The organism is Streptomyces sp. NPDC107765 (assembly GCF_055657085.1).
Map to the genome: position 1 here is coordinate 161127 of NZ_JBVKBL010000002.1, position 19275 is coordinate 180401.

Below are 19275 nucleotides of genomic sequence, written 5' to 3' on the forward strand. Positions count from 1 at the left end.
GGCCGGCGGCTTCGGCCGTACGGGTTGCCGGCCCGGTGTCCGATTCGTTCAAGACCCCGGCCCGGCGGCCTCCCTACGCTCGCCGCATGACCAGCACTCCTCCCCCTTCCCCCGGCTCACCGCGCTGTGCCGCCTTCGGCATGGTGGTCGCCGACATGGCCGCCGCCCTCGCCTTCTACCGCCGGCTGGGCCTGGCGGTCCCGGCGGGATCGGACACCGCCCCGCACGCCGAGGCCGAGCTGCCGGGCGGCCTGCGGCTGATGTGGGACTCGTACGCGACCGCCCGCGCCATCGATCCGGACTGGACGCCACCGCCGGCCGGCACCCCGACGGGGCTGGCCTTCGAGTGCGACGGCCCGGCCGGCGTCGACGCGCTCTACGCCGACCTCACCGCCGCCGGCCACCGGGGCGAGAAGCCGCCGTGGGACGCCTTCTGGGGCCAGCGCTACGCCGTCGTCCAGGACCCGGACGGCCACGGGGTGGACCTGTTCGCCCCGCTGCCGCAGCAGCCGGGCGACGGGCCGGAGGGCGCCTGAACGTGTCCGGTGACCAGTCCCCTGGGCAGCGCCCCTAGTGCCCGGGCTGCTCCCGCAGGTACTGCGCGCCGCACAGGAAGCAGAACGGCTCGGCCTTCGGCGTGCCCCAGGCTTCGGCCGTCTGGGTGGCGGCGGCCGGGGCCAGGTCCCGTCCGCACATCGCGGTGGTGCTGCCGATGCGCGTCATGTGCCAGAGCTTGACCGGGGTGTCCTCGTGCGGCAGCAGACCTTCCTCGTACTCGGCGCGGATCTCGTGCTCCATGGCGGTCCACCTCCTACCCTTACGATGCGCCAGCGGGTCGGGGGCCACAACGGCAGCCGGAACGGCAGACCGGTGCCCGGAACCGGGCAGGTGCGGACGGTCCGTCCGGTGCTCAGAACACCGACCAGCCGGTCAGCGTGGTGAAGTGGTCCAGCGCCGCGGCGCCCGCGACGGAGTTGCCGCGGGCGTCCAGGCCCGGGCTCCAGACGCACAGCGTGCAGCGGCCGGGGATCACGGCGAAGATGCCGCCGCCGACACCGCTCTTGGCGGGCAGCCCGACCCGGTAGGCGAACTCCCCGGCCGCGTCGTACGTGCCGCAGGTCAGCATCACCGCGTTGATCCGCTTGGCCTCCCGGGCCTCCAGCAGCCGGCTGCCGTCGGCGCGCAGCCCGTGACGGGCCAGGAAGCCGCCGGCCACGGCCAGGTCGCGGCAGCTCATCTCGATGGAGCACTGCCAGAAGTAGTGCTGGATGACGCTGGGGACCGGGTTCTCCAGGTTGCCGAAGGACGCCATGAAGTGGGCGAGCGCGGCATTGCGGTCGCCGTGCGCGGCCTCGGAGTCGGCCACCGCCTGGTCGAAGGCCAGATCGGGGTTGCCGCTCTCCTCGCGCAGGAAGTGCAGCATCGAGGTGCTGGCGTCGCCGGTGAGGGTCTGCAGCCGGTCGGTGACGACCAGCGCGCCCGCATTGATGAACGGATTGCGCGGAATGCCGTTCTCCGCCTCCAGCTGGACCAGCGAATTGAACGGCGTGCCGGAGGGCTCGCGGCCGACCCGCTGCCAGATGTCGTCCCCGCCGGGACCACCGGAAGCACTGCCACCGCCGGGCGCGCCGTAGCCGCCGTGGTTGCCGTTACCGCCCTGGCTGCCGTGGCTCTGGGCCATCACCAGCGCCAGCGAGAAGGTCTTGGAGATGGACTGCACGGAGAACGGGACCTCCCAGTCACCGACCCCGTGCACCGCGCCGTGGATGTCGGCGACCGCGATCCCGAACCGGTCCGCGGACACCCGCTCCAGCGCCGGTATGTAGTCGGCGACCTGCCCCTGTCCCACATACGGCCTGGCGTAGGCCGCTACCTCCTCGAGAACGGCCTGGTAGTCCATGCGCACACGCTAACCCGAGCCGAGCAGCGCCCCCATCGGGGCCCCCGCCAGCGACTTCACCTCGCGGGCGAGGTGGGCCTGGTCCGCGTATCCCGCGCGCACCGCGACCTCGGCGTACGGCATCCCGGTGCGCGCCAGGTCCAGGGCCCGCACGAAGCGGAGCACCCGGGCGAGCGTCTTGGGGCCGTAGCCGAAGGCGTCCAGGCTCAGGCGGTGCAGCTGGCGTTCGCTCAGCGCGACCGCCCGGGCGACCTCGGCCACCGGCCGGCCACGGGCCAGCGCCGCGGCGACGGCGGCGGTCCGGGCGTCCCCCGCGGGGCCCGCCGCGGCCTGCCGGAGCCGCGCCCCGGCGGCCTCCTCCAGCACCCGGCCCACCCCCGCCGCCACCCGCGCCGCCGCCTGCTCCGCTGCCCGCTCGGTCAGCTCCCGTACCTGCGCCGCGGGCCACAGGTCCGCCAACGGGACGCGCCGGTCGCGCAGTTCGTGCGCCGGTACGCCGAAGACGGCGGGGCCCTGGCCCGGCGCGAACCGCAGCCCCGTGTAGCCGGTGCCGGGTGGCACACCACCGGGGCGGCCACCGGGGTGGTACGGCCCGGTGTCCGGGCCCGCCACCAGCAGCCGGCCCTCACTCCAGATCAGGTCGGTGCAGCCGTCGGGGAGTACGGGGCGCGCCGACGGCCCGGTGGCGTTGGTCCACAGCACCGCACCGGCCACCCGCGACGCCCGCTCCCGGTACCCCCGGGGCGCGTCGGCCACATCGGCCACATCGAGTACGCCGGGTGCCACTGGTACCACTGGTGCCCCGGGTGCCCCGGGTAGACCGGCTGGCTCATCCGTCTCGCGCCGTTCGCCCACGTCCCCCAGCCTGGCACGGGAACCCCACGGCCGTCCGCGCCGTTGATCCCTTACGACACGGACCGCACGGAGGTGGCAGATGTCAGGGTTTCTGGACCGCGCCAAGGAGCAGGCGCAGAGCGCGCTCAACCAGGGCAAGCAGAAGGTCGAAGAGGTGCAGCAGCACCGCCTCGGCGGCGACCTGCTGAAGAAACTGGGCGCCGCGTACTACGCCGAGAAGCGGGGCAGCGGTACGCCCGAGGCGACCCAGAAGGCGCTCAACGCCCTCGAAGCACACATCAACGCACACGGGGACGCGTTCCTGCACGGCTGACCGCCAACCGCCAACGGCCGGCGGACAACGGACAGCTCGGAGCGGAACGCGAAAAACAAGGCGGAGGCCGAAGCCTGCCCGGGCCCCGGCCTGCCCAGGCCCCGGGCCCTGGGAACCCCTCGGCCGAAACCGCTCGTACAACCACCGAACGACCGATCCGTTTATTTGCGTTCCCCTCCACCTCCGCGCCGCCATCCCGTACAAGCGAGACAGCAGGCGGTGCGCGGACGGCGGCCGCCGTGTTCCGTATCGGAGTGGCCATGTCCGAACCGCTGTCCGCCGCCCGCTTCCTCGCGGCGCTCAAGGCCGAGGACCTCAAGGTCGTCGAAATCGACGGCTGGCAGACGCACAACCGCAACAGCAAGGGGCCCTGGGGCCCGGTGCACGGCGTGATGGTGCACCACACCGGCACCTCGGGCTCCAAGGACACCGTCAAGGTCTGCCACGACGGCCGGCCGGACCTGCCGGGGCCGCTGTGCCACGGCGTGATCACCAAGGACGGCACGGTGCACCTGGTGGGCTACGGCCGCGCCAACCACGCGGGCCTGGGCGACGGCGACGTCCTGCGCGCGGTGATCGCCGAGAAGCGCCTGCCCCCGGACAACGAGGCCGACACCGACGGCAACCGCGCCTTCTACGGCTTCGAGTGCGAAAACCTCGGCGACGGCAACGACCCCTGGCCCCAGGCCCAGATGGAGGCCCTGGAAAAAGCCGCGGCAGCCGTCTGCCGGGCCCACCACTGGACCGAACGCTCGGTCATCGGCCACCTGGAATGGCAACCAGGCAAGATCGACCCCCGCGGCTTCACCATGCACTCCCTACGCAACCACATCGCGGCCCGGCTGAAGTGACCGGCCGACGGGCCGCCCCGGTACGAGCCGGGTGCCCGGCCCGGCACGAGCAGGGGGCCGGGCCGGTGTCGCACGCCCGAGCGACAATGGGCCCTGTGACCGACCCCGCCCCCGACCCGCTGCCCGGCCTCCGGGCCCTCCACCCCCGCCTCCCCTCCCCCCTCCAGGAGGTCGAGGACGAGGTCTTTGCTCGGCGCGGGGTGCGGCTGTTGCTCAAGCGGGACGATCTGATCCATCCGGATCTGCCGGGGAACAAGTGGCGCAAGCTGGAGCCGAATCTGCGGGCGGCCGCCGCGGCGGGGGCGCGGACGTTGCTGACGTTCGGCGGGGCGTACTCCAACCATCTGCGGGCGACCGCGGCGGCCGGCCGGCTGCTGGGGTTCGGCACCATCGGTGTGGTCCGCGGTGACGAGCTGGCCGGGGCGCCGCTCAATCCGTCGCTGGCCCGCTGCGCGGCCGACGGGATGCGGCTGTACTTCCTCGACCGGGACCGCTACCGGCGCACGTGCGAGCCGGAGGTGCTGGCCGCCCTGCACGACCGGTTCGGCGCGTTCCACGTCCTCCCGGAGGGCGGCAGCAACGCCCTTGCCGCACAAGGCTGTACGGAGCTCGGCCGGGAGCTGCGCGGGGTGGCGGACACGGTCGGGGTGGCCTGCGGCACGGGCGGCACGCTGGCCGGTCTCGCCGCGGGGCTGGGCCCGGGCCGGCGGGCCCTCGGCTTCGCCGTACTGAAGGGCGGCCGCCCGCACTTCCTGACGGGGACGGTCGAGGAGCTGCAGCGGGCGGCGTTCGGCGGGCCGCGCGGCGACTGGCGGGTGGAGGACCGCTTCCACTGCGGCGGTTACGCCCGCCGCACGCCCGAACTGGACGCGTTCGCGGACGCCTTCGAGCGGCGGCACGGGCTGCCGCTGGAGCGGGTGTACGTCGCGAAGCTGCTGTACGGGCTGACCACGCTGGCCGGGGAGGGCGCGTTCCCGGCCGGCAGCACGGTCGCGGCGGTGATCACCGGGGCGCCCTGAGCCCCGGCCGAACGGCGTCAGGAGGCGCCCTCCCGGTACGCCGTCGCCTCCTCCAGGTCGAGCCGGCGCAGCAGTGTGCGCAGCATCTCGTCGTCGATCCGCCGGGCGTCCCGCAGCCGGACGAAGACCCGCCGCTCGGTGTCGATCATTTCCCGGGCCAGCCGCCGGTAGGTCTCGTCGGCGGACTCCCCGGTCACCTCGTTGACCGCGCCGAGCCGCTCCCACACGGAGTTGCGGCGGCGTTCCATGACGGTGCGCAGCCGGTCCGAGAGCGGGCCGGGCAGTGCGTTGCGCTCGTCCCTGAGCAGTTCCGCCAGGCGTTCCTCGGCGGCCCGGGACGCCTCGTTCTGGGCCTCGGCCTCGGCGAGCGTCTCGGCCTGCGCGTCCCGGCCGGGCAGCCGCAGGGCGCGGATCAGTGCGGGCAGGGTCAGGCCCTGGACGACGAGGGTGCCGATGACGGTGCTGAAGGTCAGGAAGAGCACCAGGTCGCGCCCCGGGAAGGGCCCGCCGCCGTGCACGGTGGCCGGCACCGAGAACGCGATGGCCAGCGACACCACCCCGCGCATCCCGGCCCAGCCGACGATCACCGGCGCGGTCCAGTTCACTTCGGGCTCGCGGGCGCGGATCCGGGCGGAGAGCAGCCGCGGCAGGAAGGTCGCGGGGAAGACCCAGACGAAGCGGGCCCCGACCACGACGACGAACACCACCGCCGCGTAGGCCAGCGCCGGGCCCGCCCCGTACGCCCCCAGGCCGCGCAGCACGACCGGCAGCTGGAGGCCGATCAGCGCGAAGACCGCGGACTCCAGCAGGAAGGAGATCACCTTCCACACGGCGTCCTCCTGGAGCCGGGTCTCGAAGTCGACCTGCCAGGACCGGTGCCCCAGATAGAGGCCCACCACGACGACGGCGAGCACCCCGGAGGCCCCGACCTGCTCGGCCGCCGCGTAGGCGACGAACGGGATGAGCAGCGAGAGGGTGTTCTCCAGCAGCGCGGACTCCCGCAGCCGGACGCGCAGCCAGTGCAGCGGCACCATCAGGACGACCCCGATGCCGATGCCGCCCAGGGACGCCAGGGCGAATTCCTTGAGCCCGTCGCTCCAGGTGGCGCCGGCGCCGACGGCCGCGGCCACCGCCACCTTGTAGGCGGTGATCGCGGTGGCGTCGTTGACCAGGGATTCGCCCTGCAGGATCGTGGTGATCCGGTGCGGCAGCCCGAGCCGGCGGGCGATGGCGGTGGCCGCGACGGCGTCCGGCGGCGCGACGACCGCTCCCAGGACCAGCGCCGAGGTCAGCGGCAGGTCCGGGACGAGGAGGTAGACCGCGTACCCGACCACCAGCGTCGCGAACAGCACGTAGCCCACCGACAGCAGCGCCACCGGCCGCAGATTGGCCCGCAGGTCCAGATAGGAGCTGTCCAGTGCCGCGGTGTGCAGCAGCGGGGGCAGCACGAGCGGGAGCACGATGTGCGGATCGAGGGTGTAGTCCGGCAGGCCGGGGATGTACGACGCGGCGAGCCCGGCAGCCACGAGCAGCAGGGGCGCCGGCACCGGTGTCCTGCGCGCCAGCCCGGCGACCGCCGCACTGCCCGCGACCAGCAAGAACAGCGCCATCACAGCCATCTGCCCGTTCCGTCCCCTCACCCCGTCGCCGTCCGTCCCGGCGATCTAACCTGGCCATCATGAGCGAGTGCACGCACGTTGCCGGACTTCCGCGCGCCGAACCGTCGCCGCTGAGCGCGACCTGCCGGGAGTGCGAGGCGGTCGGCAGCCATCCCGTACAGCTGCGGCTGTGCCTGGTCTGCGGGCACGTCGGCTGCTGCGATTCCTCGCCGTACCGGCATGCCACGGGCCATTTCCGGGAAACCGGGCACGCCGTGATGCGGACCTTCGAGCCGGGCGACTCCTGGCGGTGGTGTTTCGTCGACCAGAAACTGGTCTGAGGCGAAAGCCGGGTGCGGGAAAACCGGTGTGAGGTCTTCCGCGGCGTCTGTTTAGCCTTCAAGAATGATCCGCGAAGCAACCCCCGACGACGTCCCCGTCCTCCTCGCCATGATCCGCGAGCTGGCCGCCTACGAACGCACCCCCGAGGCCGCCCGGGCCACCGAGCCGCAGCTGAAGGAGGCACTGTTCGGACCGCAGCCGGCGGCCTTCGCATTGATCGCCGAGGCCGACGACGCTCCGGTGGGCTTTGCCCTGTGGTTCCGGAACTTCTCGACGTGGACGGGCACGCACGGTGTCTATCTGGAGGACCTCTACGTCCGCCCCGAGGCGCGCGGCGGCGGCCACGGCAAGGCGCTGATGGCCGCCCTCGCGGAGATCTGCGTGGCCCGCGGGTATGAGCGTTTCGAGTGGTCAGTCCTGGATTGGAATGAACCGTCCATCGGTTTTTACCGGTCGATCGGTGCCCGGCCCATGGACGAATGGACGGTCTTCCGGCTCACTGGAGAGGTGCTGCACAACCTCGCGGGCGCCTCACGCGTCAACGCAGGGTAATCACCCGCGATTTGGCAGTGCACACCCCTAGCCACTGTCCGTACCCGTGGATTTACAATCAGTGACAGCGGGGAGGTCCGGTGAAACGGGCCGTTCGCCGCCCGGAGAGCAGTCGTGCCTCTTCCGGGCGACATCGGCCCGCAGATCGCGATAGCGTCGCAGCCGAACCATGTGCCGCGCCGGATCGTTCTCCTTTCATCCGAGGGGAGAAAGGACCGGCGCGAAATATCCCCAACCACGCGAATATCGCGCATTCCAGCTCAACCAGCTTGTGCCACCTTGGAGGTGAGGGTGTCCCAGATCGCAGGCGAGCCCGGGACTCAGGACTTCGTGGAAGTCCGTCTGCCCGCTGCGGGTGCCTACCTGTCCGTGCTGCGTACGGCCACGGCCGGGCTCGCAGCCCGCTTGGACTTCACCCTCGACGAGATCGAGGATCTGCGCATCGCGGTCGACGAGGCCTGCGCGATCCTCCTGCAACAGGCCGTCTCCGGCAGTGTGCTGAGCTGCGTCTTCCGTCTGATCGACGACGCACTGCAGGTGACCGTGTCCGCCCCGACGACCGACGGCCGCGCCCCGGAGCGCGACACCTTCGCCTGGACGGTGCTCTCCGCACTGGCCGGCAAGGTGGATTCCACCGTCGCCGAGGACCGTACGGTCACCATCAGTCTGTACAAGGAGCGCGGCGCCGGTCCCGGACCGTCATGACCGAACAGGGGGCCCCGTGAAAGATCTCGAACGCGGCGGGCGGATGGCGTCCAGTGCGACCATCCCCGGTCAGCAGGCCCGGCCGCATCCGGTGGGCGTAGACGACCACGGCGGCCGGTTGGACGCGGCGGAGCAGGCAGAGCGGGCGGACCACATGGACCAGAGCGAGCAGCAGGGGCAGCAGGCGCATCGGCATGATGCTCCGGCTCCCGACGAGACGCTGCAGGAACCACAGCATTCCCAGGAGCCGCAGGACCGCAACGGCGCCCGGGCGATGTTCTACGAGCTGCGCAAGCTGCCCGACGGCTCACCGGAGCGCGCCGAGCTGCGCAACACCCTCGTCCGCATGCACCTCCCGCTCGTCGAGCACCTGGCCCGCCGGTTCCGCAACCGCGGCGAGCCCCTCGACGACCTGACCCAGGTCGCCACGATCGGCCTGATCAAGTCGGTGGACCGCTTCGACCCGGAGCGCGGCGTGGAGTTCTCCACGTACGCCACGCCCACGGTCGTCGGCGAGATCAAGCGGCACTTCCGCGACAAGGGCTGGGCGGTCCGCGTCCCGCGTCGCCTCCAGGAGCTGCGGCTGTCCCTGACGACGGCGACCGCCGAGCTCTCCCAGCGGCACGGCCGGGCACCCACGGTGCACGAGCTGGCCGAGCACCTGTCGATCTCCGAGGAAGAGGTCCTGGAGGGCCTGGAGTCGGCCAACGCCTACAGCACGCTGTCCCTGGACGTCCCGGACACCGACGACGAGTCGCCGGCCGTCGCCGACACCCTCGGCGCGGAGGACGAGGCACTGGAGGGCGTCGAGTACCGCGAGTCCCTCAAGCCGCTGCTGGAGGACCTCCCGCCGCGCGAGAAGAAGATCCTCCTCCTCCGCTTCTTCGGCAACATGACCCAGTCCCAGATCGCCCAGGAGGTCGGCATCTCCCAGATGCACGTCTCCCGCCTCCTGGCCCGCACCCTGGCCCAACTCCGCGACAAGCTCCTCGTGGAGGAGTGACCCCCCGTAACCACGGGAATACCCACCCACCCCACCCACGTTGTGGCCCCGTAGGGGGCGCTCGGATCCCCTAGGGAATCCGTTCGACCGTCCCGTAAGGGTCCCCAGGCCCCCTTGCATGCCTCAACGCCCGCCCCCACGCACCGCATTCCCCTCCCCCAACGGGAGGGGACGGGCCGGAGGGGCCGGTTGTGTGGACGTAAAGCGTCAGCAGTCCACACAACCGGCCCCGCAGGCCCGTCACCACACCCGACACCCACCCAGCCCGCCGCAGGCGCAACGGCGAGAAGCAACCGCGGCGGGAAAGACGGCTACGTGCGGGGGCGCCGCAAAGCGCAACGGCGAACAAGCCCCGCGGCGGGACAGACGGGCACGTGCGGGGCGCCGCAAAGCGCAACGGCGACCAAGCCCCGCGGCGGGACAGACGGGCACATGCGGGGCGCCGCCAAGCGCAATGGCGACCAACACCCGCGGCGGGAAAGCCAAGTACGTGGGAAGCCCCTACTCCCGCGGACCGATCCCCAACGCCTCCGTAGCCGTAGGGTTGACCAGCAGGACGAGGACGACCAGCGCGGCCAGCGCCAGCGCGACGCCGCCCGCGATCAGCGCGCCGCCGCCGTGGACCAGCGTCCAGGCCACCGGCAGGGCGACGATCTGGGTGATCAGTGAGGGGCCCCGGCTCCAGCGGCGGCGCAGCCACAGTCCGCGCGCGGCGACCAGCGGCAGCACGGCCAGCGCGAGCACCGTCACCCCGCCCATCTCCGCCTGCTGCGGGCTGTCCGGCGAGCCCGTGAGCCCCATGATCAGCATGTACGTACCGAGGGCGGCCAGAGCCAGGCCCTCGATCCCGGTGAGGGCCGCGGCGGCGCTCAGCCGGGCGGGCCGCGGACCGGCCGGTGCGGGCGCGGCGGGGGCGCCGGCGGCGCGCTTCACGGACTGCTTCTGCTGACTGCTCACCCCAGCAGGGTAGCGCCGGCGGCTCCCGCTCCCCGGAACGCCCTGGATGCGGACGGGGCGTGAGCCCGGTACCGGCAGGTAGGTACGCTGCTGCACATGCGCGCTCTCCTCGTGGTCAATCCCGCTGCTACCACCACCAGTGCGCGCACCCGCGAGGTCCTCGCCCATGCCCTCGCCAGCGACCTCAAGCTGGAGGTCGCCGAGACCCGGTACCGCGGGCACGCCCGGGATCTTGCCCGGCAGGCCACCGAGGGCGGGGAGACCGAGCTGGTCGTGGCGCTGGGCGGGGACGGCACGGTCAACGAGGTCGTCAACGGTCTGCTGGCGAACGGACCCGATCCCGAGTCGCACCCCCGGCTCGCCGTGGTTCCCGGCGGCTCCACCAACGTCTTCGCCCGGGCCCTCGGGCTGCCCAACGATGTGGTGGAGGCCACCGGCGCCCTCCTGGACGCGCTGCGCGACGGCAGTGAGCGCACCATCGGCCTGGGGCTCGCCGCGGGCACCCCGGGTACGGAGGACGAGGGCGTACCGGAGCGCTGGTTCACCTTCTGCGCGGGCTTCGGTTTCGACGCCGGGGTCGTCGGCCGGGTCGAGCAGCAGCGGGAACGCGGCAAGCGTTCGACGCATGCCCTGTACATGCGACAGGTCGTACGGCAGTTCCTGGGGGAGGCGAACCGCCGGCGGGGGGTCATCACCCTCGAACGCCCGGGCGGTGGGGACGGCGCGGACGGTGCGGCGGAGATCGTCGAGAACCTGGCGCTGGCCATAATCTGCAACACCGCTCCGTGGTCCTACCTGGGCAACCGGCCGATCTATCCGTCCCCGGACGCCTCGTTCGACACGGCCCTCGATCTGTTCGCACTGAGCAAGCTGTCCCCCTCGGCGGTGGCCCGTTATGCCACGCAGCTGCTCACGTCAACCCCGGAGCGCGGCCCCCATGGCAAGCATGCGCTCTCACTTCACGACCTCACTAACTTCACCTTGCATTCGCAGGTGCCGCTGCCCTTCCAGATGGACGGTGACCACCTGGGGCTGCGCACGAGTGTGACGTTCACAGGCGTTCGCCGTGCACTGCGTGTGATTGTGTGAGCAGTAGGGCCCAAAGTCCTTTCACTCGAACGTTTAGGCTGGTTCCCACCCCCTGGAATGACGGCTGTGACCGAGGCGACACCAAGGAATCAAAAAAAAGTTTCCGGAAGGGGTTGTATCCGCCGCCGAGGTTTGCGAGTCTCTTCATGGCGATCGGGACGGCCGCTTTACCGGCCCCCTTGAGAGCCCGAATCCTCCTCCTCATTCCCAGGACCGCACCAGTTCGTAACTGGAGTTCGGCCCTTCCCTTGTTGGGGGATTCGTGAAAGCGTTCACATTCACAAGCAACGATCCCGTCACACGAGGAGATGGAGCAGCCATGGACTGGCGTCACCGCGCCGTTTGCCGCGAGGAAGACCCCGAGCTCTTCTTCCCTATCGGCAACACCGGTCCTGCGCTGCTGCAGATCGAGGAAGCCAAGGCCGTCTGCCGCCGCTGCCCCGTCATGGAGCAGTGCCTGCAGTGGGCGCTTGAGTCCGGCCAGGACTCCGGCGTCTGGGGTGGTCTGAGCGAGGACGAGCGCCGCGCGATGAAGCGCCGTGCAGCTCGCAACCGGGCGCGCAACGCCAGCGCCTGAGCCAGCAGCCCCGTGGCCCCCGAGCCGCAGCGCGCAGTACCCCCGATGCACGCACGGCGCTGAGAAGCCCGGTCGTTATCGCATCGCAATAGCTTTGAGCCCCGGACCGAACGGTCCGGGGCTTGTTGCTGTTCCGGCCCCGACGACGGGCCCGGGCCGGCCACCGCACCGGGCCGGCGGGACTCCCCCGGCGGGCTTCCCCGACTCTGCCTAGTGCGGCTTCTCCGGCCGTACCGGGATGTCGAGGAGGACCCGGGTGCCGCGCTCGGGTGCCCGCACCATGTCGAAGGTGCCGCCCAACTCCCCTTCCACCAGGGTCCGTACGATCTGCAGGCCCAGGTTTCCGGCGCGCTGCGGGTCGAAGTCCTCGGGCAGGCCGCGGCCGTTGTCCTGGACGGTGACGATCAGCCGGGGGTCGGTCCGGCTGCCGCCGCGCACCGCGCCCACCTCCACGATGCCCTGCTCGGCCTGGTCGAAGGCGTGCTCCAGGGCGTTCTGCAGGATTTCGGTGAGGACCATCGACAGCGGGGTGGCCACCTCGGCGTCGAGGATGCCGAAGCGCCCGGTGCGGCGGGTGGTCACCTTGCCCGGGGAGATCTCCGCGACCATGGCCAGCACGCGGTCGGCGATCTCGTCGAACTGGACCCGTTCGTCGAGGTTCTGGGACAGCGTCTCGTGCACGATCGCGATCGAACCCACCCTGCGCACGGCCTCGTTGAGCGCCTCGCGGCCCTGTTCGGAATCCATCCGGCGGGACTGCAGCCGTAGCAGCGCGGCTACGGTCTGCAAATTGTTCTTCACCCGGTGGTGAATTTCCCGGATGGTCGCGTCCTTGGTGATCAGTTCCCGTTCGCGCCGGCGCAGTTCGGTGACGTCCCGCAGCAGCACCAGGGAACCGATATGGGTTCCCTTCGGTTTGAGCGGAATGGCGCGCAATTGAATCACGCCGTCATTGCCCTCGACCTCGAATTCCCGGGGCGCCCAGCCGCTGGCCAGCTTCACCAGGGCCTCGTCCACCGGGCCGCGGGCCGGGGCCAGTTCGGCGGTGGCCTGGCCGAGGTGGTGGCCCACGAGGTCCGCGGCGAGACCGAGCCGGTGGTAGGCGGAGAGCGCGTTGGGGCTGGCGTACTGGACGACGCCGTCCGCGTCGAGCCGGATCAGCCCGTCGCCGGCGCGCGGCGAGGCGTCCATGTCGACCTGCTGGCCGGGGAACGGAAACGTTCCGGCAGCGATCATCTGGGCGAGATCGGAGGCGCTCTGGAGGTAGGTGAGCTCCAGCCGGCTGGGGGTGCGTACGGTCAGCAGGTTGGTGTTCCGGGCGATCACGCCGAGCACCCGGCCCTCGCGCCGTACCGGGATGGACTCGACCCGGACCGGAACTTCCTCTCGCCACTCCGGGTCGCCCTCGCGTACGATGCGGCCCTCGTCCAAGGCGGAATCCAGCATCGGCCGGCGTCCCCGGGGAACGAGGTGGCCGACCATGTCGTCCTGGTAGGAGGTGGGGCCGGTGTTGGGACGCATCTGGGCGACCGAGACGTAACGGGTGCCGTCGAGCGTCGGGACCCAGAGGACGAGATCGGCGAAGGACAGGTCGGAGAGCAGCTGCCACTCCGAGACCAGCAGGTGGAGCCACTCGAGGTCGGAGTCGCTCAGAGCGGTGTGCTGGCGTACGAGATCGTTCATGGAGGGCACGTCTTGGAGCCTACCGGCGTACGGTATGAGTGTTCTCCCCGCAAGGGCATGGACAAGTGAGAATGGTCTAGTCCAGAATTCAGCAAAGACCTCCGCCCTCCCCGCACAGGAGGACGGAACGAGGCCGGAAGCGCTCTCTGCCCTGACTGCGCCGAGGCCTCCGATCGACCGGTCCCAGGACGGGACGGCGACCCCACCGCACAAGGGGGAGCCCACCGTCCGTACGGCGGGGCCGGCCGATGTCAGCTCCGGGCTGCGGTGCCGATGACAGGTTGAGGGTCCTGTCCCGGCGCCGCGGCCCGCGGGTGTTTTCGGGGCCGTCGGTGACGGCTCGGTGATCCACGATTTCCGTACGACGTGACCAGGGATGCGTGCTACGGTCGTTCTGGACCGAGCGATACAAAACTTCGCCCGGCCAACGGAGCGGTGCGCCCGCGCGGCGGGGGCGCCGGACACGGATGGGGAGGGGCACGTTTCCATGGGTGCGCTCAGCGGCAGGACGGCACTGGTCACCGGCGGCGGCAGGGGGATCGGCCGGGCGATCTCGGAACGGCTGGGGCGGGACGGCGCCCGGGTGGCCGTCCACTACGGCCGCGACGAGGCGGCGGCGAAGGAGACGGTCGCGGCGATCGAGGCCGCGGGCGGGACGGCCTTCACCGTGCGGGCGGAACTGGGCGTGCCGGGGGACACCGAGGCGCTGTGGGCCGCGTTCGACGAGCAGGCCGCGGGGCTGGACGTCCTGGTCAACAACGCCGGGATCAACAAGGCGGTGGACGGGACGCTCAAGGGGATCGGCGCGCTCACCGAGGAGGACTTCGACCGCCTCTTCGAGGTCAACACCAAGGCGCCGTTCTTCCTGGTGCAGCGGGGGCTGTCCCGGCTGCGCGACGGCGGGCGGATCGTCAATGTCTCCACCGGCCTGACCCGCGGCGCCGCGAAGCCGGAGCTGATCGCGTACGCCATGTCGAAGGGGGCGGTCGACGTCTTCACCTCGACGCTGGCCAAGGACCTCGGGCCGCGCGGCATCACGGTCAACGCGGTGGCGCCGGGGGCGGTGGACACCGACATGAACGCCGGCTGGCTGCGGGGCGAGGGCAACGCCGCGGCCCGGGAGCGGCTGCGCGGACTGTCGCCGCTGGGCCGGGTCGCGGGCGGCGCGGAGATCGCCGACATCGTGGCCTTCCTGGCCTCGGACGACAGCCGGTGGGTGACCGGGCAGTGGATCGACGCGACGGGTGGCGGCCTGCTCTGACGCCGCCTCACCCGCCGGTCACCGTACCGACGGAAAGCCGCCGTCCGCCGTTCCGCGCCGCCACCCGGTCCGGGCGCCCGCCCTCTGATAGATTGGTCTATACCACATCGACTTCATGGACCAATTAGGCCCTCAGCCCCTTCAGACCCTTCTCCAGAACGGCAGGCCAAGCGTGGAAGTTGTCATCGTTCCGGACGCCACGGCAGGCGGCGAGCTGATCGCGGAGGCCATCGCCACCCTGGTGCGGCGTAAGCCCGATGCGCTGCTGGGGGTGGCCACCGGCTCGACCCCGCTGCCCATCTACCAGGCGCTGGCGGCGAAGGTCAGGGCCGGCGAGGTGGACGCCTCGCGGACCCGGATCTGCCAGCTCGACGAGTACGTCGGGCTGCCGGCCGGGCACCCCGAGTCCTACCGCTCGGTGGTGCTGCGCGAGGTCGTCGAGCCGCTCGGTCTGGACGAGGGCGCGTTCATGGGGCCGGACGGCACGGCGGCGGACGTCCAGGCCGCCTGCGAGGCGTACGACCGGGCGCTGGGCGAGGCCGGCGGGGTGGACCTCCAGCTGCTCGGCATCGGCACCGACGGGCACATCGGCTTCAACGAGCCGTGTTCCTCGCTCGCGTCGCGGACCCGCATCAAGACGCTGACCCGGCAGACCCGGGAGGACAACGCCCGGTTCTTCGACAGCCTCGACGAGGTCCCGCACCACGTCATCACCCAGGGCATCGGCACCATCCTGGAGGCCCGGCACCTGGTGCTGCTGGCCACCGGTGAGGGCAAGGCGGACGCGGTGGCCCGTGCGGTGGAGGGCCCGGTGGCCGCGCTGGTCCCGGCCTCCGCGCTCCAGCTGCACCCGCACGCCACGGTCGTCCTCGACGAGGCCGCGGCCGGCAAGCTGAAGCTCGCCGACTACTTCCGCGCCACCTACGCGGCGAAGCCGGAGTGGCAGGGCATCTGATCGGCCCGCGGGTCCGCGCCCGCGCACGGCCCGGCCGGGGCGTTCCTACGGGGAGCGCCCCGGCCGGTTCGTCTCCCGGCCGGTCCGCTTCCCGGCCGGTCCGCTTCCCGGCCGGTCCGTGTGTCGGCCGGGCCGTGTTTCAGAGGCGCCCGGTGAGGGCCTCGGCCGCGGCCCGGCCGCAGACCCGGGCGGCGCCGTGGGTGGCGAGGTGGAGGGCGCCCCGGGGCGGGGCCTGGGGGACGCCCATTTCGACGACGGCGGTGCCGGGGCGGGCGGCCAGGAGCGCGGCCAGGGCCTCGGCCATCCAGGGGTGGCGGTGGACGTCGCGGACGACGGCCACGATCCGGCGGCCGGCGGCCGCCGTGAGCAGGCCCTCGACCAGTGCCGGGATGCCGGCCGTGGCGGCGGCGTCCGCGGTGTAGGTGCCGGTGTCGGTGCCCGGCAGCAGGCGGGCCAGTTCGGCGGCGACGCCCCACGGCGTCTCGTCGCCGACCGCGATGTTGGCGAGCGGGGTGAACGCCGCGACGTAGGCGGCGCCGGTGAGCGGTGCGTAGGGCTGCTCGCCCGCGGTGCGGCGCAGGGCGCGCCGGGCTGCGGCCAGGCCGATCCCCGGCGCGGGCGCGACGCCTTCCCCGGCGGCCTCCTCCCCCGCGGCCTGGGTCCAGCGCGCCAGGGCGCGCACCCGTGCCGCGGCGTCGGCGAGCCGCTCCTCCGGCAGTTCGCCGTCGCGTACCGCCGCCACCAGGGCGTCGCGCAGCCGCAGCACGGTGTCCTCGTCGGCGAGGCCGCCGCCGACGCAGATCGCGTCCGCGCCGGCCGCGAGGGCGAGCACGCTGCCGCGTTCGATGCCGTAGGTGGCGGAGATGGCCTGCATCTCCATGCCGTCGGTGACGATCAGGCCGTTGAAGCCGAGGCCGCCCTCGGCGGCGGGGGCGCGCAGCAGGCCGTGCAGGGCGGCCGGGCTGAGCGTGGCGGGGCGGGCGTCGTCCAGTGCGGGCAGCAGGATGTGGGCGCTCATCACGGCGCGGGTGCCGGCCGCGACCGCGGCGCGGAACGGGACGAGTTCGCGCTCCTGGAGGGTGGCCAGGTCGGCGGCGATCCGCGGCAGGTCGTGGTGGGAGTCGACGGCGGTGTCGCCGTGGCCGGGGAAGTGCTTGGTGCAGGCGGCCACGCCGGCGGACTGCAGGCCCTCGACGTAGGCGGCGGTGTGCCGGGCGACCAGGTGCGGGTCGGCGCCGAAGGAGCGGACGCCGATGACCGGGTTGTCCGGGTTGGAGTTGACGTCGGCGGACGGTGCCCAGTTGAGGGTGATGCCGCACTCGGCCAGCCGGCGGCCGAGTTCCCGGGCGACCGCGCGGGTCAGGGCCGGGTCGTCGACGGCGCCCAGCGCGTGGTTGCCGGGGAAGGAGGAGCCGCCGCGCACTTCGAGGCGGGTGACGTCGCCGCCCTCCTCGTCGACGGCGACCAGGACGTCCGGGCGTTCGGTGCGCAGCCGGTCGGTCAGCACGGCCAGTTGGCCGGGGTCCGCCACATTGCGGCCGAAGAGGCCGACCGTGGTCAGGCCCTCGCCGAGCCGGCGCAGCAGCCAGTCGGGGGCGGTGGTGCCGGTGAAGCCGGGCTGGAGGACGGCGAGCGCGTCGCGGGTGAGGGTGTCGGTGGGGCCTACCGGGCGGACGAGAGGTGGCATGGCGTGCGTTATCCCTTCACTGCGCCGGAGGTGAGACCGCCGACCGCCTTGCGTTGCAGGAACAGGAAGAGGACGAGGACGGGGACGGCGAAGATCGAGGCGGCGGCCATGGTGGCGCCCCAGTCGTCGCCGAACTGGGTCTGGAACTGCGAGAGCCACAGCGGCAGCGTGCCGGTGCCCGGCTCCTTGTTGAGGACCAGCACGAGCGGGAACTCGTTCCAGGCGGTGATGAAGCCGAACAGGGAGGTGGCCATCAGGCCGGGTGCCAGCAGCGGGAGGACGACCTTGCGGAACGCCTGCCGCCGGGAGCAGCCGTCGACCATCGCGGACTCCTCCAGTTCCCTGGGCACCGCGGCGACGTAGCCGCGCAGTGTCAGCAGGGTGAAGGGCAGCACCATCAGCGTGTAGAAGCAGGTGAGCGGTACCAGGCTGTTGAGCAGGTCGGCGTCCCGGACGATCAGGTAGATGGAGATCACCATGACCTCCCAGGGCGCCATCTGGGCGACCATGAAGGTCAACAGGATGCCGCGGCGGCCCTTGAAGCGCATCCGGGTGAGGGCGAACGCCCCGCAGAGCGCGATGACCAGGGACAGCCCGACGGCCAGGACGGTGACGACGACCGAGTTGCCGGCCAGTGCCCAGAAGTGGGGGGCGTTCACGGCCGTCGCGAAGTGCTCGACGGTGCCGTGGAAGGGGAACCACACCGGGTCCTCGGTGATGATGTCCCGGGTCGGTTTGAAGGCCGTGCTGAACATCCAGTAGACGGGGAAGGCGAAACCGAGGGCGAGCAGGGCGGCCGTGGCGTTGGGCCAGATGCGGCCGGCCGTCGAAAGGGCCGTGCGCTTCACAGCTCGTTCTCCTCTTGCTGTTCCTGCCTGAGCGTCAGACGCAGGTAGTAGGCGGTCATCACGAGCAGCACGGCGATGGTCAGCAGGGAGATCGCGGCGCCCATGCCGAAGTGGAGGTTGCCGACGCCCTCGGTGAAGGCGTAGATCGGCAGGGTTTCGGTGAGCCGGTCCGGGCCGCCCTGGTTGATCGCGAAGATCTGCGGGAACGCCTTGAAGACCCAGATGATCTCCAGGAACGTGGTGGCCAGGAAGAACGGCTTGAGGAAGGGGAAGGTGACGGAGGTGAAGACCTTCCAGGTGCCGGCCCCGTCCATCCGGGCGGCTTCGTAGAGCTCCCGGGGGATGGTCGTGGTAGCGGCGTAGAGGTTGAGGGCCACGAACGGCAGGGACTGCCACACGATCAGCACGGTGATCACGAAGAAGGTGGACAGCTGGGTGCCGACCCAGTCGTAGTGGGCCATGCCGTGCCGGCCGAGCTTGTCGAGCAGCCAGTTGACGACGCCGTAGCGGGAGTCGAAGAGCCACTGGAAGACGGTGGTGGCGGCGACCACCGGCATCGCCCAGGCCAGGACCAGGGCGAGCGACAGGGTCAGCCGCATCTTCTTGCCGAGCCGGGCCAGCAGCAGTCCGATCAGCACGCCCAGGACCATGATCAGGACCACGTTGACCGCGGTGAAGACGACGGTCCGGCCGGTGACCCGCCAGAACTGCTCGCTGCCCAGGACCTCCTGGTAGTTGCCCGTCCCGCGCCAGTCGGTGAGGTGCTGGATGAGCTCCTTCATGTTGAGGTTCTGGAAGGAGAGCAGCAGGTTGCGGACCAGCGGCCAGCCGAGGAAGACGGCGGTCGCGAGCAGGGCGGGCAGCAGGAGGAGATACGGGGTGTGGCGGGCGGGAGAGGAAGGAGTGCGGCGGGCGGGAGAGGAGGAGGCGCGGCGGGCGGTCCGTCTGCCGCCAGTGCCGCGGGCGGGCGGGGCTCCCCCCTTGCCGGTGCCCGGTGCGGTCTCTTCGTCCGCGGCGTCGAGCTGCACTGCCATGGTCCCCTGTTCCCCCTTGTTGTCGCCGGGTTGCCGTGAAGGTCGG

General features: G+C 71.9%; 21 protein-coding genes. 12 read left to right on the forward strand and 9 right to left on the reverse strand.

The window, feature by feature from the left end; translation table 11 throughout:
* The first annotated feature begins 86 nt into the window (after positions 1–86).
* Positions 87–536: a VOC family protein gene (locus ACZ7MX_RS05165; protein ID WP_472129506.1), complete on the forward strand. Its 450-nt coding sequence runs from the start codon at positions 87–89 to the stop codon at positions 534–536.
* A gap of 34 nt (positions 537–570) precedes the next feature.
* On the opposite strand, the gene ACZ7MX_RS05170 is transcribed toward ACZ7MX_RS05165, so the two are convergent.
* The 3 genes from ACZ7MX_RS05170 to ACZ7MX_RS05180 all read right to left on the reverse strand — a co-directional run bounded on the left by ACZ7MX_RS05170 (position 571) and on the right by ACZ7MX_RS05180 (position 2695).
* Complete coding sequence (locus ACZ7MX_RS05170; RefSeq protein ID WP_030415993.1) at positions 571–798, reverse strand: hypothetical protein; 228 nt, start codon at positions 796–798, stop codon at positions 571–573.
* A 112-nt stretch (positions 799–910) separates the two neighbouring features.
* Positions 911–1900, reverse strand: coding sequence for a glutaminase (locus ACZ7MX_RS05175; RefSeq protein WP_472129508.1), 990 nt, complete (start codon positions 1898–1900; stop codon positions 911–913).
* A 9-nt stretch (positions 1901–1909) separates the two neighbouring features.
* Positions 1910–2695, reverse strand: a complete 786-nt coding sequence (locus ACZ7MX_RS05180; protein ID WP_472129509.1) for a helix-turn-helix transcriptional regulator — start codon at positions 2693–2695, stop codon at positions 1910–1912.
* 139 nt (positions 2696–2834) lie between these two features.
* Between ACZ7MX_RS05180 and ACZ7MX_RS05185 the strand changes: the two genes are divergently transcribed.
* The 3 genes from ACZ7MX_RS05185 (at position 2835) to ACZ7MX_RS05195 (ending at position 4938) form a co-directional block, all read left to right on the forward strand.
* Positions 2835–3068 carry a hypothetical protein gene (locus tag ACZ7MX_RS05185; protein WP_472129511.1) on the forward strand — a complete coding sequence of 78 codons (234 nt, stop codon included), beginning with the start codon at positions 2835–2837 and terminating at the stop codon, positions 3066–3068.
* A gap of 260 nt (positions 3069–3328) precedes the next feature.
* On the forward strand, positions 3329–3919 hold the full coding sequence (locus ACZ7MX_RS05190; protein WP_472129513.1) for an N-acetylmuramoyl-L-alanine amidase: 591 nt from the start codon (positions 3329–3331) through the stop codon (positions 3917–3919).
* 86 nt (positions 3920–4005) lie between these two features.
* Positions 4006–4938, forward strand: a complete 933-nt coding sequence (locus ACZ7MX_RS05195; protein ID WP_472129515.1) for a 1-aminocyclopropane-1-carboxylate deaminase/D-cysteine desulfhydrase — start codon at positions 4006–4008, stop codon at positions 4936–4938.
* 17 nt (positions 4939–4955) lie between these two features.
* Here ACZ7MX_RS05195 and ACZ7MX_RS05200 read toward each other — a convergent pair whose 3' ends face one another.
* Entirely contained in the window at positions 4956–6557 is a 1602-nt protein-coding gene (locus tag ACZ7MX_RS05200) for a Na+/H+ antiporter (RefSeq protein ID WP_472129517.1), read from the reverse strand.
* Between the two features lie 59 nt (positions 6558–6616).
* Here ACZ7MX_RS05200 and ACZ7MX_RS05205 point away from each other — a divergent pair, with 59 nt between their 5' ends.
* The 4 genes from ACZ7MX_RS05205 (at position 6617) to ACZ7MX_RS05220 (ending at position 9138) form a co-directional block, all read left to right on the forward strand.
* Positions 6617–6877: a UBP-type zinc finger domain-containing protein gene (locus tag ACZ7MX_RS05205; protein ID WP_472129519.1), complete on the forward strand. Its 261-nt coding sequence runs from the start codon at positions 6617–6619 to the stop codon at positions 6875–6877.
* Positions 6878–6941: 64 nt separating this feature from the next.
* Positions 6942–7430, forward strand: a complete 489-nt coding sequence (locus ACZ7MX_RS05210; RefSeq protein ID WP_472129521.1) for a GNAT family N-acetyltransferase — start codon at positions 6942–6944, stop codon at positions 7428–7430.
* Positions 7431–7721: 291 nt separating this feature from the next.
* A complete protein-coding gene (locus ACZ7MX_RS05215; RefSeq protein ID WP_030413515.1) occupies positions 7722–8135 on the forward strand; it encodes an ATP-binding protein in 414 nt (137 codons plus the stop codon).
* 43 nt (positions 8136–8178) lie between these two features.
* On the forward strand, positions 8179–9138 hold the full coding sequence (locus tag ACZ7MX_RS05220; protein ID WP_030413514.1) for an RNA polymerase sigma factor SigF: 960 nt from the start codon (positions 8179–8181) through the stop codon (positions 9136–9138).
* 501 nt (positions 9139–9639) lie between these two features.
* On the opposite strand, the gene ACZ7MX_RS05225 is transcribed toward ACZ7MX_RS05220, so the two are convergent.
* Positions 9640–10095, reverse strand: coding sequence for a hypothetical protein (locus ACZ7MX_RS05225; protein ID WP_472129523.1), 456 nt, complete (start codon positions 10093–10095; stop codon positions 9640–9642).
* Between the two features lie 96 nt (positions 10096–10191).
* Between ACZ7MX_RS05225 and ACZ7MX_RS05230 the strand changes: the two genes are divergently transcribed.
* Both ACZ7MX_RS05230 and ACZ7MX_RS05235 read left to right on the forward strand, forming a co-directional pair.
* On the forward strand, positions 10192–11184 hold the full coding sequence (locus ACZ7MX_RS05230) for a diacylglycerol/lipid kinase family protein (protein WP_472129525.1): 993 nt from the start codon (positions 10192–10194) through the stop codon (positions 11182–11184).
* A gap of 319 nt (positions 11185–11503) precedes the next feature.
* A complete protein-coding gene (locus tag ACZ7MX_RS05235; protein ID WP_003983230.1) occupies positions 11504–11761 on the forward strand; it encodes a WhiB family transcriptional regulator in 258 nt (85 codons plus the stop codon).
* Positions 11762–11971: 210 nt separating this feature from the next.
* Here ACZ7MX_RS05235 and ACZ7MX_RS05240 read toward each other — a convergent pair whose 3' ends face one another.
* A complete protein-coding gene (locus ACZ7MX_RS05240) occupies positions 11972–13444 on the reverse strand; it encodes a sensor histidine kinase (protein WP_472130558.1) in 1473 nt (490 codons plus the stop codon).
* Between the two features lie 487 nt (positions 13445–13931).
* Between ACZ7MX_RS05240 and ACZ7MX_RS05245 the strand changes: the two genes are divergently transcribed.
* On the forward strand, positions 13932–14705 hold the full coding sequence (locus tag ACZ7MX_RS05245; protein ID WP_472129527.1) for an SDR family oxidoreductase: 774 nt from the start codon (positions 13932–13934) through the stop codon (positions 14703–14705).
* A 172-nt stretch (positions 14706–14877) separates the two neighbouring features.
* Entirely contained in the window at positions 14878–15660 is a 783-nt protein-coding gene (nagB, locus tag ACZ7MX_RS05250) for a glucosamine-6-phosphate deaminase (RefSeq protein ID WP_472129529.1), read from the forward strand.
* Between the two features lie 139 nt (positions 15661–15799).
* On the opposite strand, the gene ACZ7MX_RS05255 is transcribed toward nagB, so the two are convergent.
* The 3 genes from ACZ7MX_RS05255 to ACZ7MX_RS05265 are packed head-to-tail and all read right to left on the reverse strand — an operon-like array spanning position 15800 to position 19229.
* The gene (locus ACZ7MX_RS05255) at positions 15800–17347 is read right to left on the reverse strand and encodes a glycoside hydrolase family 3 protein (RefSeq protein ID WP_472129531.1); all 1548 of its coding nucleotides are present in this window, start codon (positions 17345–17347) and stop codon (positions 15800–15802) included.
* An 8-nt stretch (positions 17348–17355) separates the two neighbouring features.
* Positions 17356–18195 carry a carbohydrate ABC transporter permease gene (locus tag ACZ7MX_RS05260; RefSeq protein ID WP_472129532.1) on the reverse strand — a complete coding sequence of 280 codons (840 nt, stop codon included), beginning with the start codon at positions 18193–18195 and terminating at the stop codon, positions 17356–17358.
* Entirely contained in the window at positions 18192–19229 is a 1038-nt protein-coding gene (locus ACZ7MX_RS05265) for a carbohydrate ABC transporter permease (protein ID WP_472129533.1), read from the reverse strand. The genes ACZ7MX_RS05260 and ACZ7MX_RS05265 overlap by 4 nt, the downstream gene beginning before the upstream one ends.
* Between the last annotated feature and the right edge of the window lie 46 nt (positions 19230–19275).

Bases quoted from the DNA above. Each gene is read 5' to 3' on its own strand.
- ACZ7MX_RS05165 (WP_472129506.1), top strand. From the start codon at position 87: ATGACCAGCACTCCTCCCCCTTCCCCCGGCTCACCGCGCTGTGCCGCC.
- ACZ7MX_RS05170 (WP_030415993.1), bottom strand. From the start codon at position 798: ATGGAGCACGAGATCCGCGCCGAGTACGAGGAAGGTCTGCTGCCGCAC.
- ACZ7MX_RS05175 (WP_472129508.1), bottom strand. From the start codon at position 1,900: ATGGACTACCAGGCCGTTCTCGAGGAGGTAGCGGCCTACGCCAGGCCG.
- ACZ7MX_RS05185 (WP_472129511.1), top strand. From the start codon at position 2,835: ATGTCAGGGTTTCTGGACCGCGCCAAGGAGCAGGCGCAGAGCGCGCTC.
- ACZ7MX_RS05190 (WP_472129513.1), top strand. From the start codon at position 3,329: ATGTCCGAACCGCTGTCCGCCGCCCGCTTCCTCGCGGCGCTCAAGGCC.
- ACZ7MX_RS05195 (WP_472129515.1), top strand. From the start codon at position 4,006: ATGGGCCCTGTGACCGACCCCGCCCCCGACCCGCTGCCCGGCCTCCGG.
- ACZ7MX_RS05200 (WP_472129517.1), bottom strand. From the start codon at position 6,557: ATGGCTGTGATGGCGCTGTTCTTGCTGGTCGCGGGCAGTGCGGCGGTC.
- ACZ7MX_RS05205 (WP_472129519.1), top strand. From the start codon at position 6,617: ATGAGCGAGTGCACGCACGTTGCCGGACTTCCGCGCGCCGAACCGTCG.
- ACZ7MX_RS05210 (WP_472129521.1), top strand. From the start codon at position 6,942: ATGATCCGCGAAGCAACCCCCGACGACGTCCCCGTCCTCCTCGCCATG.
- ACZ7MX_RS05220 (WP_030413514.1), top strand. From the start codon at position 8,179: ATGGCGTCCAGTGCGACCATCCCCGGTCAGCAGGCCCGGCCGCATCCG.
- ACZ7MX_RS05230 (WP_472129525.1), top strand. From the start codon at position 10,192: ATGCGCGCTCTCCTCGTGGTCAATCCCGCTGCTACCACCACCAGTGCG.
- ACZ7MX_RS05235 (WP_003983230.1), top strand. From the start codon at position 11,504: ATGGACTGGCGTCACCGCGCCGTTTGCCGCGAGGAAGACCCCGAGCTC.
- ACZ7MX_RS05240 (WP_472130558.1), bottom strand. From the start codon at position 13,444: ATGAACGATCTCGTACGCCAGCACACCGCTCTGAGCGACTCCGACCTC.
- ACZ7MX_RS05245 (WP_472129527.1), top strand. From the start codon at position 13,932: ATGGGTGCGCTCAGCGGCAGGACGGCACTGGTCACCGGCGGCGGCAGG.
- ACZ7MX_RS05255 (WP_472129531.1), bottom strand. From the start codon at position 17,347: ATGCCACCTCTCGTCCGCCCGGTAGGCCCCACCGACACCCTCACCCGC.
- ACZ7MX_RS05265 (WP_472129533.1), bottom strand. From the start codon at position 19,229: ATGGCAGTGCAGCTCGACGCCGCGGACGAAGAGACCGCACCGGGCACC.